This is a genomic window from Halobacillus sp. ABH2_015 (genome assembly GCF_056158945.1).
In genome coordinates this window covers 2,100,367-2,116,360 of sequence record NZ_JBSWUG010000002.1, presented here as the reverse complement: position 1 = coordinate 2,116,360, position 15,994 = coordinate 2,100,367, and the positions used below count along the sequence as shown (strand labels likewise).

Genomic DNA, 15,994 nt, shown 5'->3' with positions numbered 1-15,994 from the left:
AAAGGGCTCCTTTTCCTTTTCGTCGACAAATTTCGACACCGATGGCCGGGCATATGTCGAATACATACGAAAAACCGAGTATTTTTAAGCATTTGCCAGATATTCTCTAATTCTTTATATTTTTTGTTATAATAAAAAAGGAAAGTCTTATATGCCTGTCGAATACGTGTATTACGGAAATAAAGAGGATTATTCTCTTAAGGAGGAAAAAGGAATGGAAAAGATTCAAGTGTGTTTGGCTGATGATAATAGAGAGCTGGTAAAGCTTCTTGAAGAGTATTTTGAAGACACTCACGATATAGAAGTGGTCGGTTACTTCCTACAATGGAAAAGACTGTCTGCAAATGGTCGAAGAGAAGAAACCGGACGTGCTGATTTTGGATATCATTATGCCGCACCTCGACGGCCTTGCTGTGCTGAACAAGCTCAGGGATATGGACAAGCATCCTGAGGTCATTATGTTAACCGCGTTCGGCCAGGAAGAAGTGACGAAAAAAGCTGTCGAACTTGGAGCGGCTTATTTTATGATGAAGCCATTCGACCTTGATCACCTTGGAGAGCAGGTCCGCCAGATCAAACATGCCGGCGATCCCATCAATCGTGCCCTCGGCAGCAGTTATTCCTCAGCAAGATCGAAAAAACCGGATCTCGATACAAGCATCACCCATATCATTCATGAAGTCGGGGTGCCGGCCCACATTAAAGGGTATCAATACCTTCGTGAAGCCATTACAATGGTCTATAAAGATTTGGAACTGCTTGGATCCATTACAAAAGTTCTTTATCCGGATATCGCCACTAAATATAACACAACAGCATCTCGTGTCGAACGGGCCATCCGCCACGCCATTGAAGTAGCCTGGAACCGGGGCAATATCGATGCTATTTCCTCCTTGTTCGGCTATACGATTTCCAATACAAAAGCAAAACCCACGAACAGCGAATTCATCGCGATGGTGGCTGATCGTCTCCGCCTGGAGCATCGAGCAAGCTGATCCATTGAAAAAGCACGTATGTGACAACATACGTGCTTTTTTATGTCATTAGCTGTTTAATTTGTCCTGCAAGCTCTGCGTTATCATAAACCCCTTCGTCAATGGAAAAGAGCTCGTCCTTCAAGAAATCATGGGCTTCCTTATCGACAAAGGCAAGGCCGTCGAGGTTAATCAACCGGTAACTGAAAGGAAGGTCCAAATATTGAATAATGACATATCTGTGTCCTTGATCAAAATAGCTGCAAAGGACAGACATCTCGCTGTTTTCTGGATAATATCGTGTTCCACCGAACCCGTCATTCATCAAAACCATCTGATCACCCTTCCTCCTAGTATCCATAATATAGGATAATAAACAAATATGTAACAAATTTATAAGGAAATTGTAAAAAACTTGTAGAAATATAAGAAAAAAAGTTTTTTAAATTTTTTTGATAAATCTGTTCAACTTTCCGCCTCCTTTGTGTTACAATTCTTAATTATTAATTACTTTGGTACTCTAATGAGGTGTTGTACATATGAAAGTCGTAAAATTTGGCGGCAGCTCCGTTGCCGATGCAGGACAGCTCCAAAAAGTGAAGGATATCGTAACGTCTGAAGATAACCGGCGTGTTGTCGTCGTTTCCGCTCCTGGGAAACGATACAGCGGCGATCAGAAAGTGACCGATCTGCTCATCAAGCTGGGGGAATCAATCCAACACGATCAGGTTGACCATGAGGTATATAAAATGATCGTTGACCGTTTTCAATCGATGGTCAATGAGTTGAACCTTCCGATGAATGTATTGGAAGAAGTGAGGAAGCGGTTGGAGTTCTCAATGGATCAGGTGCAGAAAAAAGAAGCCAAAGCCATAGACTCCTTGAAATCCTGTGGTGAAGACGGGACCGCGTTAATCTTGAGCGCTTATTTAAGGCGGGAAGGTTATGACTCCTCTTATGTAAATCCGAAGGAAGCGGGCATTCTGGTCCGTGATGAACCCGGTGGAGCTCTTGTGTTAGAAGAAAGTTTCGACCAGCTCTACCGTTTAAGGGAGCGCAGGGGAATCCTCGTCATCCCCGGATTTTTCGGTTACACACCTGAAGGGACCCTTGTAACCTTCTCCAGAGGTGGGTCGGATATTACCGGTTCGATTGTGGCAGCAGGGCTGCAGGCGGAACTTTACGAGAACTTCACCGATGTGGATTCGGTCTATTGTGTGAATCCGATGTATGTGGACCGCCCGAAGGAACTGACTTCTCTGACCTACAGGGAAATGCGTGAATTATCGTACGCCGGCTTTTCGGTTTTTCATGATGAGGCGCTTATTCCAGCTTTTAAAGCTAAAATTCCCGTCTGCATTAAAAACACAAACAACCCTTCCGCACCTGGGACAATGATTACAGCAGATCTGCCTGAGCGTGAATCCCATGTAGTGGGAATTGCCAGTGACAAAGGCTTTCTTAACTTGTATGTCAGTAAATACTTGATGAACAGAGAGCTTGGTTTTGGGCGGAAACTTCTGCAGATTCTGGAAGATGAAGGAGTCTCCTTTGAACATGCCCCTTCTGGAATCGATGACATGTCTGTTGTACTAAGGGATCACCAGCTTCCGCCGGAGAAAGAGGAAGTGGTCGTCGGCAGAATTAAGGAAGAATTGAAAGTGGACACGGTTATCATCGAACGGGATATGGCGATGATTATGATCGTGGGAGAAGGAATGAACCAGACCATCGGAATTGCCAGCCAGGCAGCCTGTGCCTTCAGGGAAGCTGATGTGAACATCGAGATGATTAACCAGGGATCTTCTGAGGTTTCCATGATGTTTGGAGTGAAGACAGAAGGACTGGCTGATGCAGTTCAGTCGTTATACCGCACGTTTTTCGAATAATAGATAGAAAAAGACGAAGCCCTTAAAATCGGGGCTTCGTCTTTTTTAGATCATCGAACTGCTGGTATAAATCATTCAGTGTGTGAATGCCGTGCTGTTCGGTCTTCTCCAAAAGGAAACGGAACAATTCTGCCGTCATAATAGCATCATTCAAGGCATGGTGCCGCTCCCTTTTTTCAATGCCGACATGTTTCAGTAGTGGATCGAGCTGATGGCGGACATGCGGGAGCAGCCATTGGGCCATCACCTGGGAATCAATTACGTGCGGGTCATACTGAGGAAGCTTCCATCGTTTCAGCATTGTTTTGAGAAAACGCATATCAAATTTTGCTGGATGAGCGACCAAGACGGATCCTTCGCTGAACTCCATGAAAGATTGAAATCCTTCAATAAAGGGACTGGCGTTTCTCAACTGATCCTTGGAAAGGCCGGTAAGACGAAGAGTCTGCTTGTTGACAGGACGGATCGGCCGGATCACTTGATAAAACGTCTTTCTGTGACAGGCATTCCATCCGTTCAAACGAATCGCCCCGATGGAAATGATCTCGTGACCGATTTCAGGAAGGAAGCCGGTGGTCTCTAAATCGAAGATGGTAAAATCAAGAGAGGTCAGCGGCTGCTCTTTGAAGTGCGCCTCTTTCCCGGCCTCGTGAAGGCTCTGTTCCAGCTGGTGATACGTATGCCATCTTAAATAAGGTTTTATTTTGTAATGATATAATGGTTTTTCAAAAAGCAGATACTTTATGATCTGTAAGTCAACAGGTAACATCAAACCACCCGATTTCGGTTATAACTCAGTTCAAGCACCTGCTGCAGCCGTTTCGCAATAATAAGCGCTTCTCTCAAGGAGCGGCGTTCTTCCTTTTTCAGTGGAGCGAGCTTTAAGTCATTGGATAAGGTGTCTCCTTCTTCCAATTGCTCAAGGTTGGACTGCAGACGGAAAAGCATCAGCCTGTGCAGGGCTGTTTTTGCGTTTTCCACGTCCCTGGGGTGGAAACGTTCATGTTCGGCCAGGGCGTCCAGGCGGTTGACTGTATTGATTTCTTCAATTCCATATTTCATGCTGTAAATGCGTATGGCGTTGACAATCTGCATGATGGCAGATTTTTTAATATTCAAGGTGCGTTTTTTACCGATGCCTGAAATCCTGCCAAAAGGCTGCACGGGAACGCGGAACCGAAGGGTATCCTTCATCAAGAGCTGATGAAGGTTCAAGGATTTCTGAACCTTTTGTGTTACGTATTTTTTCAAATCATAGGCCAGGGAGTAGTCTCCGCTGATAGGCCTGAAATCCATGAAAATGGTGAAATCGCGGATTTCTTCCGCATCCATCTTGGTGATCCATTGATCGATATCCGCATGCCACTCATCTGTCTGTTTTCTCCATTTGTCCTCTTTGGCCATGATTCCTCCTGTGCAGTACGGATATCCGCACTCATGGAGCATATCATTGATCTTCCTGGAAAAAATGGAGAAATAGGCATCGATTTTCTTCTTATGCTTGGACTTATCGTAATCCGCCATGATCATCGCATTATCCTGATCGGTGGAAAAAGCCTGCTCCTTACGGCCTTCACTTCCAAGCACAAGAAAACAATAGTTCACCGGCGGCGCACCATAGCCTTCGCGGATCATTTCGTCTTCTGCAATCTGAACAATCTGCTTATGAATTCTATCGTTGTAGTTTGTCATCAATTCCGCAATATCATAGGCCAGCATCTTGTCTTTAATTAAGCTGCGGACAAACTGCTGGAACCGTTCATTATAAATCGGGGACAATGACTTGATTTCCTCCACACTCGCAGAATTGGAAATTTTGTAGGTGAGGTCGAAATACACCGAGTTCTTGATGGTGAAAAACGACGACTGCCTTAAGATACCGACCACTTTGTCCTTGTGCAGGACCGGAATGATTTCTGTCGGATGGTGTTTCAAATAACTAAGCGCATCATAGATGAACTCCTGCTCACTAATTTCATATGCTTCCTCTGACATATAGGCTTGGACGGGGTTGTTATGATCATTTTCGAAGTAGGCTTTTAAAATTTCGCTGTAGCCGATCATCCCAACCATCGACCTTGAATCCTCGCTCACGATAAGCGCTTCAATTTTTTGCTGCTGCAGCATCCGGGCTGCTTTTTCAATGGAAGCCTGGGGATGGATGAATGTAGGGGGCTCCATGTAAGCATCGGCTCTTTTTTTATATAATTCACGGTCGTCCTCCTCATCTGTGGAGGAACTTTTATATTTGACCTCGTCATACAAGCTTTTCATCAAGTGGCTGATTCCGTCCATCACCACTTTGGAAAACTGGGTATTGTTTGACATGATCTGCAGGAAGGATTCACGTTCAAAACAGATCGTTTTTATCGGTTCAAGAGCCTGTACAGAGAACCGCATTTCTCCGCTCGTCAATAAGATCATGACTCCGATCAAATCACCGGGATAATAAAAGCGGACAGACAGCTGCCGGCCGTTGGACCGGTGCATAATGTTCTTGGCAAGACCGGAGATCATAAAGTGGATATCGATCGAATCATCTTCCTGATCCTCATGAATGATAAATTCGTTTGTGCTGTATTCCTTTACGGAAGCTTTTCCGAAAACGTCCTGGAATTCCTCCTCAGACAACAGGTCAAACGGGTACTGCTGCCTGAATAATTCAAACTCTGTCACAGAGCAAAACTCCTTCATTCTGGATAGTTGGATTGTTTGAACCGTCCTTTAGTCAAGTTCCTTTTTCTGTCCCGGTGGAGAATGAAGCCTCCAATGAAAGCCAGTCCGCCTGCGAAAAATAGAATACCAGCCAGACCCTGGAGGGCAATATGAAAGTAAAGATCATGGAATTCCCCGAAAAGGGCATCACGGATTAATTTTATGCCGTAGACGGCGATCAAACCCGGAGTTACTAATAGCAGTAGTGCTATGAGGCGCATGGGCATCGCTCCTTTTTATAGTCCATTCACAGTATATCAAATGGGGAGGGAAGTGGGAACAATCCCATGCTTGCTAAAATATGCAGATTGATATACGATGAAGTTACGCAAAATATTGCAGGGTGTGGTGAAATGAAACGAGTATTGATTGTTGGAGCCGGCAAAGGCGGTACCGCTCTGCTGAAGCTGCTTAGTCAAGTGGACCGTATGCAGGTAGTGGCTGTGACAGACATCAATTCAGACGCTCCTGGTCTTGCTCTTGCGGAATCCTGTGGAATTCCTGCGGGCGGGTCCTGGGAGGAATGGATACATAAAAAGATTGATATCGTTATTGAAGCGACTGGACAGGAAGATGTGTTCCAGTCGATTAGAGAAGAAAGAGACGAAACGACGGTTGTTATTCCAGGGTCTGTGGCTTATGTGACAGCCGAACTTCTTGAAGAAAAGGAAGCTCTTGTTCAAAAGCTGAAACGACAGACGGATAACCAGCATTTCATTTTAAACAGCATTCACGATGGGATGATCGTCGTCGATAACAAGGAGAACATTACATTCATCAACCCCAGCGCTTCCCGGATTCTGGGCAGAAGTCATCAGGACGTTCTCCATCGTCCTGTTCAAGAGATTATTCCCGCCTCCAGACTGCCTTACACGATGGCATCCAAACACGAGGAAGTGAACAAGAAGCTGGAACTGGAAAATGGAAAGACGGTTGTGACAACCAGGATACCAATGATTGATGAAGATGGAAGTGTCATTGGTGCCTATGCCGTGTTCAAGGATATTACAGAGGTGGTTCACCTGGCTGAGGAAGTCACCGACCTGAAAGAAGTCAAAACCATGCTGGAAGCTATTATACAATCGTCGGATGAGGCGATTTCTGTTGTAGATGAGAATGGAAGCGGTTTAATGGTAAATCCTGCCTACACAAGGATTACCGGTCTTCCGGAAAAAGACATCGTCGGAAAGCCTGCGACAGTGGATATTTCAGAAGGAGAAAGTATGCATATGAAAGTCCTCCGTACGCGCAGGCCTGTCCGAGGAGTACGGATGAAGGTTGGTCCTGCCAGGAAAGATGTCCTGGTGAACGTGGCCCCTGTTATTGTCGATGGCAGACTAAAGGGAAGTGTCGGAGTTCTGCATGATGTATCAGAGATTAAATCCCTGACAAGTGAATTGAAAAGAGCCCGGCAGATTATCCGAAGCCTTGAAGCGAAATACACGTTTGATGACATTATCGGAGATTCACCTGAAATGACCCTGGCACTCGAACAGGCCAAGGTCGGAGCCCGGACTCCGGCATCGGTGCTCCTGCGAGGCGAATCAGGTACAGGGAAGGAATTGTTTGCACATGCCATCCATAATGAAAGCGGGAGACGTCATAACAAGTTTATCCGGGTGAATTGCGCGGCTATTGCCGAGTCGCTGCTTGAAAGTGAGTTGTTCGGATATGAGGATGGAGCATTCTCCGGGGCGCGCCGTGGAGGGAAAAAGGGATTATTCGAGGAAGCAGACAACGGCAGTATTTTTCTTGATGAAATAGGAGAATTGACTCTGCCTATGCAGGCGAAACTTTTGCGTGTGCTTCAAGAAAATGAAATGATTCGTGTGGGCGGAACCAAACCGGTTCACATTGATGTGCGGGTCATTGCTGCTACGAATATAAATCTGGAAAAAGCGATTATGAATAAAAATTTCAGAGAAGACTTGTATTACCGGCTGAACCGTCTTCCTATTTATATCCCTCCTCTCCGGGAGAGGATTGAGGACATCCCCTTGCTGTCCGCCCACCTGATTCAAAAGCTCAACGAGGATTATGGGCGTAACGTAACGTCCCTCAATGAAGCGGCTTACCAGTGTTTAATGGACTATCCGTGGCCTGGAAACGTAAGGGAACTGGAGAATATTATCGGAAGAGCGATGATCTATATGGAACATACAGATGAAATCATAAAGCCTGAACATCTGCCCACTCTTAAAAAACAAGAGGATTCCGTAGAACCGGGCCGGACATCTGCTGGTTGGAGAGGGGAGACACTGCAGGAGGCTGTGGACGACTATGAAAAGAAACTGCTCGTCGAAGCGTATCGTTCGCACGAGTTTAATAAGACCAAAACAGCCAAGGCTCTCGGTATTTCCATTAGAAACCTTTATTATAAGCTTGAGAAGTATGGATTGGATAAAAACAGCATGCAATATTTTTCATAATGCAGAATCCTGCAGGTGCCGAAATGCCTTGTGGGGCTGTACGGGCGTCTCAGACTTTTGGCATGAAATTTGCATGAATGAGATTAGGGATGAGGTGAAGCTTTGAAATCGTTAGATGAACTGATAGAAACCATTGACCGAACGAGCAGACAAACCGTGGCTGTCGCTCAGGCCGCAGATCCAGAAGTATTAAAAGCCGTGAAAATGGCCTTGGACCAGGAACTGGCTCGTTTTATCCTTACAGGTGAAGAAGCGGATCTTAAAACGTGTGCCGCGGAGGCGGGCCTGTCGCTTGACCACCCGGATCTGCAGTGGAAACCGGCGCAGCCGAAAGAAAGTGCCCTCGTGGCTGTACAGGCTGTAGCAGAGGGGGAAGCGGATGTCTTGATGAAAGGGCATGTAGATACGAAGACCCTCCTGCAGGCAGTGCTCCATAAGGAATACGGCCTTAAAAAGAGAAAGGTTCTTTCCCACGTAGCTTTGTTTGAAATTCCCGGGAGAGACCGATTAATATACTTAACAGATGCCGCTATGAACATTCAGCCAACGCTGGAAGACAAAGTAGAGATTATTCTGAATGCGGTGGAAGTGGCCCACAAAGCAGGATGGGACAATCCGAAAGTGGCTGCCCTCGCAGCCGTAGAGGCAGTCAATCCTAAAATGCCGGCATCCACCGATGCAGCCTTGCTGACCCAGATGAACCGCCGTGGTCAAATCGCGGGCTGTGTGGTTGACGGCCCGCTCGCCTTTGATAATGCGGTAGATGCAGAAGCGGCTGCTCATAAGAACATTCAGTCAGAAGTAGCCGGCCAGGCAGATATCCTCGTTGTTCCTACCATCGAGACGGCCAATGCGCTTTATAAATCATTTGTATACTTCGCCCATGCCAAAGTGGCGGGTGTGATCAGTGGAGCATCTGCTCCCATCGTGTTAACATCAAGGGCTGATGAAGCCCAGAGCAAAATTTACTCACTGGCTTTAGCTTTAAAAGCCAGTCAATCCTAGGAGGAATACAAAATGGAAATTTTCAGCTATATGCAGGAATATGATTACGAGCAGTTGTTGTTTTGTCAGGATGAACAGTCTGGTTTGAAAGCGATTATCGCCGTTCATGATACGACCCTTGGACCCGCTCTTGGAGGGACCCGCATGTGGACGTATGCATCCGAAGACGATGCAGTTGAAGATGCGCTGCGTCTTGCTAAAGGAATGACCTATAAAAACGCAGCGGCCGGTCTGAACCTCGGCGGTGGAAAGACCGTGATCATCGGTGATCCGAAAAAGGATAAAAATGAGGAGATGTTCCGCGCATTCGGCCGTTACATTCAAGGACTGAACGGAAGGTACATTACAGCGGAAGATGTGGGGACAACAGTTCAGGATATGGATTTGATCCATGAGGAAACCGATTATGTCACAGGGATTTCTCCTGCCTTCGGTTCTTCCGGCAACCCTTCCCCTGTAACAGCCTATGGGGTATACCGTGGTATGAAAGCAGCTGCTAAGGAAGGCTTTGGATCAGATTCCCTTGAAGGTAAGACCATTGCCGTCCAGGGTGTCGGGAACGTAGCTTTCACCTTGTGCCGCCATCTTCACGAGGAAGGTGCGAATCTGGTTGTTACCGATATAAATAAAGAAGCTGTTCAGCGTGCTGTTGAAGAATTCGGAGCTAAAGCAGTGGAGACGGATGAAATCTACAGCGTGGACTGTGATATTTATGCACCGTGTGCTCTGGGTGCGACCATCAATGATGAAACGATTCCGCAGTTGAAAGCGAAAGTCATTGCCGGTGCAGCAAACAACCAGCTCAAGGAAACGAAACATGGTGATATTCTTCATGAGAAAGGCATTGTCTATACACCGGATTATGTCATCAATGCGGGGGGCGTGATCAACGTTGCCGATGAACTTCATGGGTACAATAAGGACCGTGCGATGAAGCGAGTAGAAACCATCTACGATAACGTTTCCCGTGTATTTGACATTTCCCGCCGTGATAATATTCCTACGTATCTTGCAGCGGATCGTATGGCGGAAGAACGCATTGAGCGTATGCGTCGTTCCCGCAGCCAGTTCCTGCAGAACGGCCATCACATCCTAAGCAGAAGACAGAACGGATAACGGAGGTCTTTGTTGTGCACACTCATCGAATCCTGGTTATAAACCCCGGTTCCACGTCAACAAAAATCGGCGTGTTTGATGACCTGGAAGCCGTCTTTGAAAAAACGATCCGCCACAGCGGAGATGAAATCAATCAATTCAAACGTATTATCGACCAGTACGATTTTCGAAAGCAGGTCATTCTTGATGTGCTCGATCAGGAAGGGATTAATATAAGCAGACTGAGTGCCGTCTGCGGAAGAGGCGGACTCCTGCGTCCAATTGAAGGCGGCACCTACGAAGTAAATGCAGCGATGCTTGAAGATTTGAAAAACGGCTATAATGGAGAACATGCCTCCAACCTTGGCGGCATCATCGCCTATGAAATTGCCCGCGGGCTGAACATCGGAGCCTATATCGTCGACCCCGTGGTTGTCGATGAGCTCCAGGAGCTCGCCCGGATCTCAGGCGTGCCGGAAATCCCGAGGAAGAGTATTTTTCACGCCTTGAACCAGAAGGCGGTCGCCCGGCGTGCGGCAGCTGATCTGGAGATGGATTATCCGGAGGCCCGTTTGATTGTCGCTCATATGGGTGGAGGAATTACCGTCGGTGCTCATATTGGAGGCCGTGTAGTTGATGTCAACAACGGTCTTCACGGCGATGGTCCTTTTTCACCTGAACGAGCCGGTACCGTGCCTGCCGGTGACCTTGTCTCGATGTGTTACTCAGGCCAGTATTACCGTGATGAAGTCATGAAGAAACTCGTCGGACAGGGAGGGCTCATGGCTTATCTCGATACCAATGACGCCAGGGAAGTCGAAAGTATGATCGCCCATGGCGACAAAAAGGCCGAAATAGTTTTCAACGCTATGGCCTACCAGATTGCCAAAGAGATCGGAAGCATGAGTGCTGTGATGGAAGGTCGTGTGGACGCCGTCGCTTTGACAGGCGGACTGGCCTATGGAAAAGCCTTCATCAAAGAGATTTCCAAACGGGTACACTGGATTGCTGATGTGCTCGTTTATCCAGGAGAAAATGAACTGGAGGCATTGAATGAAGGAACACTGCGCGTCCTCAATCACGAAGAAATTCCAAAGCAGTATCCGAATTTTCAGGAATAAAAAGGAGCGGTAGATATGGCAGAGGAGTATGATCTAGTAGTTCTAGGAGGCGGGACGGGAGGCTACGTAGCCGCCATCCGTGCTTCAAGGCTCGGCTTGAAAACAGCGATTGTTGAAAAGCGTGAACTGGGCGGAACCTGTCTTCACAGAGGCTGTATTCCATCAAAAGCATTATTGAGAAGTGCAGAAGTTTTCAAACAAACGAAAGAAGCCGACAGTTACGGCATTACAGTTGAAAACCCTGTATTGAACTTCCAGAAAGTCCAGGAACGAAAGCAGTCGATTGTGGACACATTACATAAAGGTGTTCAAGGTTTGATGAAAAAAGGGAAAATTGATGTTTATGAAGGTTTCGGCCGAATTCTCGGCCCTTCCATCTTTTCACCGACCGCAGGAACCATCTCTGTTGAAATGAACAACGGTGAAGAGAATGAAATGCTGATTCCGAAAAACGTCCTTATTGCAACCGGCTCCAGTCCAAAAAGTCTGCCCGGCCTGGAAGTGGATGGGGAGGATGTGATGACCTCCGATGAAGCCTTGAATATGGAAGAACTCCCATCGTCCATTATCATTGTCGGGGGCGGAGTTATCGGCATCGAGTGGGCTTCCATGCTCGCGGACTTCGGCGTTGAGGTGACCGTCCTTGAGTATCTTCCTCACATTCTCCCAACAGAAGATGAGGATATTTCCAGGGAAATGAAAAAACAGATGAAGAAAAAAGGTGTGGACGTTGTTACCGGTGCCAAAGTCCTTTCCGAAACACTTGAAACGGAAGATGGTGTCACAATCCAGGCTGAAGTTGACGGAGAAACCACAACCTATAAAGCGGAAAAAATGCTCGTATCTGTCGGTCGTTCCGCCAATGTGACCAACATCGGTCTTGAGAATACGGATATTCAAGTGGAGAACGGCTTCATACAAACGAATGACTATTATCAAACAAAAGAAAGTCATATTTATGCGATTGGTGATGTAATCGGTGGGATGCAGCTGGCCCATGTCGCTTCTCATGAAGGAATGACGGCGGTGGAGCACATGTCAGACAACGAGCCCCATCCATTGAATTCTGAACAGATTCCAAGCTGCATTTATTCCAGCCCGGAGGCTTCCAGTGTCGGACTGACGGAAGCACAGGCCAAGGAAAAAGGGTATAACATTAAGACCGGTAAGTTTCCGTTTCAGGCCATCGGTAAGGCACTCGTACACGGGGAAACGGACGGATTCGTGAAAATCATTGCCGATAAAGATACCGACGATCTGCTGGGTGTCCATATGATCGGCCCGCATGTCACCGATATGATTTCGGAAGCAGGGCTGGCCAAAGTTCTGGATGCAACGCCTTGGGAGATTGCTGAAACCATCCATCCTCACCCAACCCTCGCCGAGGCTGTCGGAGAGGCAGCGATGGCTGTTGATGGGAATCAGATTCACGGATAAGAACAAAGGAGGGAAACTCATGGCTGAAAACCGCCATAAGGATTTAGGATTAACGGACGAACAGGTGCTGGATATGTTCCGCACCATGCTATTAGCTAGAAGAATTGACGAACGGATGTGGCTTTTGAACCGTGCAGGGAAAATTCCATTCGTCATTTCCTGTCAAGGGCAGGAAGCCGCCCAGGTCGGCGCCTCCTACGCACTGGACCGAGATAAGGACTATGCGCTTCCTTACTACCGTGACATGGGAGTTGTGCTTTCCTTTGGCATGACGGCACAGGATTTGATGCTTTCCGGTTTCGCTAAAGCGGAAGATCCAAACTCCGGAGGGAGACAGATGCCAGGACACTTCGGCCAGAAGAAAAACCGGATTGTTACAGGGTCATCTCCCGTAACCACCCAGGTGCCTCACGCTGTAGGGATCGCTCTTGCAGGGAAAATGGAGAAGAAAGATTTCGTTTCTCTCGTTACTTTTGGAGAAGGATCTTCCAACCAGGGGGATTTTCATGAGGGAGCCAACTTTGCGGGCGTCCATAAACTGCCTGTGATCTTCATGGTTGAAAATAATAAATACGCTATTTCTGTTCCGGTCTCCAAGCAGCTGGCCTGTGAGAAAGTATCCGACCGGGCGATCGGGTACGGCATGCCTGGGTATACGGTCGACGGAAATGATCCACTTGCTGTTTATGAAGCAGTAAAAGCTGCTGCAGACCGCGGACGTAACGGGGAGGGGCCGACATTGATCGAGACGGTTTCCTACCGCCTGACGCCGCACTCCAGTGATGATGACGACCGTGTTTATCGGGAGCGTGACGAAGTAGATGAAGCGAAGAAGAAAGATTCCATCGTTACGTTTGCCAACTATCTCCGTGAGCAGGGGATTTTGACGGAAGAGAAAGAAACAGAGCTGAATGACGAAATCAATCACATCGTCAATGAAGCCACCGACTATGCTGAAAATGCGGCTTATGCCGAGCCGGAATCAGCAATGAAATACGTGTACGAAGAGTAAGGAGGGGGCACGATTATGGCAGTCATTTCGTATATTCAAGCTGTCACCCAGGCACTTCGGGAAGAAATGCAGCGGGATGAAAAAGTATTTGTACTAGGAGAGGACGTTGGTAAGCGCGGAGGCGTTTTCCGTGCAACGGACGGCCTTTATGATGAATTTGGAGAAGATCGTGTACTGGATACGCCTCTTGCCGAGTCTGCCATTGCTGGTGTGGGCATAGGAGCGGCTATGTATGGGATGCGTCCGGTTGCTGAAATGCAGTTTGCGGACTTTATCATGCCGGCGGTCAACCAGATTATTTCAGAAGCAGCGAAGGTCCGTTACCGGTCCAACAACGACTGGAGCGCCCCTATCACTATCCGTGCGCCGTACGGGGGGGAGTTCACGGGGCTCTTTATCACTCTCAGTCTGTTGAAGCAGTATTCGCCAATCAACCGGGCCTTAAGATTGTGATGCCGTCCACACCTTATGATGTGAAAGGTCTGCTTAAAGCGTCCATCCGTGATAACGATCCTGTTCTTTTCTTTGAGCATAAACGGGCCTACCGTTTGATCAAAGGGGAAGTTCCTGAAGAAGATTACACACTTCCGATTGGAAAAGCAGATGTGAAGCGGGAAGGATCGGACATTACGGTCATTACGTACGGATTGTGCGTTCATTTTGCTCTTCAGGCAGCAGAAAAGCTTGCAGAAGAAGGCATTGATGCCCACATCCTCGACCTTCGTACGGTTTACCCTTTAGATAAGGAAAGCATCATTGAAGCAGCTTCCAAAACTGGAAAAGTGCTGCTTGTCACGGAAGATAACAAAGAGGGCGGGATTATTTCAGAGGTTTCTGCTATTGTCAGCGAAAACTGTCTGTTTGATCTTGACGCTCCTGTCCAGCGTCTCGCAGGTCCTGATATTCCTTCCATGCCGTATGCACCGACAATGGAAAAGCATTTTATGATGAATCCTGATAAAGTCGAAAAAGCGATGCGTGATCTCGCAGAATTTTAATGGAGGAGGCGTTCGTCGTGGGCGTAGAAAAAATCAACATGCCTCAACTCGGAGAGAGTGTAACAGAGGGCACTATCAGCACCTGGCTGGTCCAGCCAGGAGATAAAGTAAACAAATATGATCCGATTGCTGAAGTCATGACGGATAAGGTGAACGCGGAAGTCCCTTCGTCCTTCACGGGTGTGATCAAGGATTTAGTGGCTTCTGAAGGAGATACCATCGAAGTTGGTGAACTAATGTGTCATATTGAAATCGAAGGTGGAGGCTCTTCCTCAGAACCGGCAGCGGCTGAGCAGAAAGAAGAACCTTCAACGTCGTCTTCAAAGGCACAGGCATCCGAACCCGCTTCGAATGGGAAGGACCAGGGGCAGAAGAAACGCTATTCACCGGCAGTCATGACCCTTGCTCAGGAAAATGACATTGATTTAAATCAGGTGGACGGGACGGGCCGCGGCGGCCGGGTCACCCGCAAAGACGTTGAGAAAGTGATTGAAAGTGGAGGAGTTCCAAAAGCCGAAGACCGTCCACAGACGGAACAGAAAGCTCCGGCTGCCGAACCGTCTGCGCCCGAATCCGCAGCCAAGCCGGCTCCTTCTGTTCCTGACGTCCAGGCAGGAGAAGGGGATATCGAAATCCCTGTCACCGGCGTCCGTAAGGCGATTGCTGCCAATATGGTAAAATCCAAAACCGAAATTCCACATGCGTGGATGATGGTCGAAGTGGATGTGACCAATTTGGTGGAGCTCAGAAATGCGAAGAAAAATCAATTTAAAAAACAGGAAGGCTACAGCCTGACCTACTTTGCTTTCTTCGTCAAAGCTGTTGCCCAGGCCTTGAAAGAATATCCACAGCTTAATAGTACATGGGCAGGCGATAAGATCATTCAACGCAAGGCGGTTAACTTGAACATCGCTGTCGCTAAAGAAGATCAGTTGTTTGTGCCCGTGATTAAAGATGCCGATGAGAAAAGTATCAAAGGCATTGCCCGTGATATTACAGAACTGGCTGGTAAAGCCCGTGACGGGAAATTGACGTCCAAGGATATGGAAGGCGGAACCTTTACTGTAAACAATACGGGTTCGTTCGGATCCGTTCAGTCCATGGGTGTAATTAATCATCCACAGTCAGCCATTCTACAGGTGGAATCTATTGTGAAGAAACCGGTCTATCAAAATGGCATGTTCGGTGCGCGTGATATGGTTAATCTCTGTCTGTCGCTGGATCACCGTGTGCTTGATGGTCTTGTTGCCGGTAATTTCCTTGCCCGTGTAAAGGAAATTCTCGAGAAAATGAGTGAAGAGAATACTTCCATCTATTAA

13 protein-coding genes and 2 pseudogenes are annotated in these 15,994 nt (G+C 47.4%); 11 read left to right on the top strand and 4 right to left on the bottom strand.

All coding sequences use genetic code 11. The annotated features are described in order from the left end of the window. Nucleotides 1-214: 214 nt before the first annotated feature. A pseudogene (gene spo0A, locus ACXAD6_RS11250) lies at nt 215-995 on the top strand (sporulation transcription factor Spo0A). A gap of 40 nt (nt 996-1,035) precedes the next feature. Here the strand turns inward: spo0A and ACXAD6_RS11245 are convergent. Further along, nucleotides 1,036-1,308, bottom strand: coding sequence for a hypothetical protein (locus ACXAD6_RS11245; RefSeq protein WP_474968951.1), 273 nt, complete (start codon nt 1,306-1,308; stop codon nt 1,036-1,038). A gap of 205 nt (nt 1,309-1,513) precedes the next feature. On the opposite strand from ACXAD6_RS11245, the gene ACXAD6_RS11240 reads away from it, so the two are divergent. Then, entirely contained in the window at nt 1,514-2,863 is a 1,350-nt protein-coding gene (locus ACXAD6_RS11240) for an aspartate kinase (protein WP_474968950.1), read from the top strand. A gap of 22 nt (nt 2,864-2,885) precedes the next feature. On the opposite strand, the gene ACXAD6_RS11235 is transcribed toward ACXAD6_RS11240, so the two are convergent. Genes ACXAD6_RS11235 through ACXAD6_RS11225 form a run of 3 tightly spaced genes read right to left on the bottom strand, consistent with a single transcriptional unit; the run spans nt 2,886 to nt 5,799 of the window. Beyond that, nucleotides 2,886-3,632, bottom strand: a complete 747-nt coding sequence (locus ACXAD6_RS11235; protein WP_474968949.1) for a 3'-5' exonuclease — start codon at nt 3,630-3,632, stop codon at nt 2,886-2,888. Further along, nucleotides 3,632-5,539, bottom strand: a complete 1,908-nt coding sequence (locus ACXAD6_RS11230) for a DUF294 nucleotidyltransferase-like domain-containing protein (RefSeq protein ID WP_474968948.1) — start codon at nt 5,537-5,539, stop codon at nt 3,632-3,634. Before ACXAD6_RS11230 ends, ACXAD6_RS11235 begins: the two co-directional genes overlap by 1 nt. Nucleotides 5,540-5,553: 14 nt before the next feature. Next, the gene (locus ACXAD6_RS11225) at nt 5,554-5,799 is read right to left on the bottom strand and encodes a DUF2627 domain-containing protein (RefSeq protein ID WP_027955456.1); all 246 of its coding nucleotides are present in this window, start codon (nt 5,797-5,799) and stop codon (nt 5,554-5,556) included. Between the two features lie 132 nt (nt 5,800-5,931). On the opposite strand from ACXAD6_RS11225, the gene ACXAD6_RS11220 reads away from it, so the two are divergent. From ACXAD6_RS11220 to ACXAD6_RS11180, 9 genes and pseudogenes are all read left to right on the top strand, one after another. Continuing rightward, nucleotides 5,932-8,007 carry a sigma-54 interaction domain-containing protein gene (locus ACXAD6_RS11220; RefSeq protein ID WP_474968947.1) on the top strand — a complete coding sequence of 692 codons (2,076 nt, stop codon included), beginning with the start codon at nt 5,932-5,934 and terminating at the stop codon, nt 8,005-8,007. Between the two features lie 102 nt (nt 8,008-8,109). After that, entirely contained in the window at nt 8,110-9,012 is a 903-nt protein-coding gene (gene yqiS / locus ACXAD6_RS11215) for a phosphate butyryltransferase (protein ID WP_474968946.1), read from the top strand. Nucleotides 9,013-9,024: 12 nt separating this feature from the next. Beyond that, on the top strand, nt 9,025-10,128 hold the full coding sequence (gene bcd / locus ACXAD6_RS11210) for a branched-chain amino acid dehydrogenase (RefSeq protein ID WP_474968945.1): 1,104 nt from the start codon (nt 9,025-9,027) through the stop codon (nt 10,126-10,128). 14 nt (nt 10,129-10,142) lie between these two features. Next, nucleotides 10,143-11,228: a butyrate kinase gene (gene buk, locus ACXAD6_RS11205; RefSeq protein ID WP_474968944.1), complete on the top strand. Its 1,086-nt coding sequence runs from the start codon at nt 10,143-10,145 to the stop codon at nt 11,226-11,228. Between the two features lie 15 nt (nt 11,229-11,243). Beyond that, a complete protein-coding gene (gene lpdA / locus ACXAD6_RS11200) occupies nt 11,244-12,665 on the top strand; it encodes a dihydrolipoyl dehydrogenase (RefSeq protein WP_474968943.1) in 1,422 nt (473 codons plus the stop codon). Nucleotides 12,666-12,684: 19 nt separating this feature from the next. Continuing rightward, the gene (locus ACXAD6_RS11195) at nt 12,685-13,677 is read left to right on the top strand and encodes a thiamine pyrophosphate-dependent dehydrogenase E1 component subunit alpha (protein ID WP_474968942.1); all 993 of its coding nucleotides are present in this window, start codon (nt 12,685-12,687) and stop codon (nt 13,675-13,677) included. A 15-nt stretch (nt 13,678-13,692) separates the two neighbouring features. Further along, a pseudogene (locus tag ACXAD6_RS11190) lies at nt 13,693-14,165 on the top strand (alpha-ketoacid dehydrogenase subunit beta); the annotation flags it as partial. Beyond that, nucleotides 14,151-14,675, top strand: coding sequence for an alpha-ketoacid dehydrogenase subunit beta (locus ACXAD6_RS11185; protein WP_474970414.1), 525 nt, complete (start codon nt 14,151-14,153; stop codon nt 14,673-14,675). The pseudogene ACXAD6_RS11190 and the gene ACXAD6_RS11185, both read left to right, overlap by 15 nt. 17 nt (nt 14,676-14,692) lie before the next feature. Next, nucleotides 14,693-15,994, top strand: a complete 1,302-nt coding sequence (locus ACXAD6_RS11180; protein WP_474968941.1) for a dihydrolipoamide acetyltransferase family protein — start codon at nt 14,693-14,695, stop codon at nt 15,992-15,994.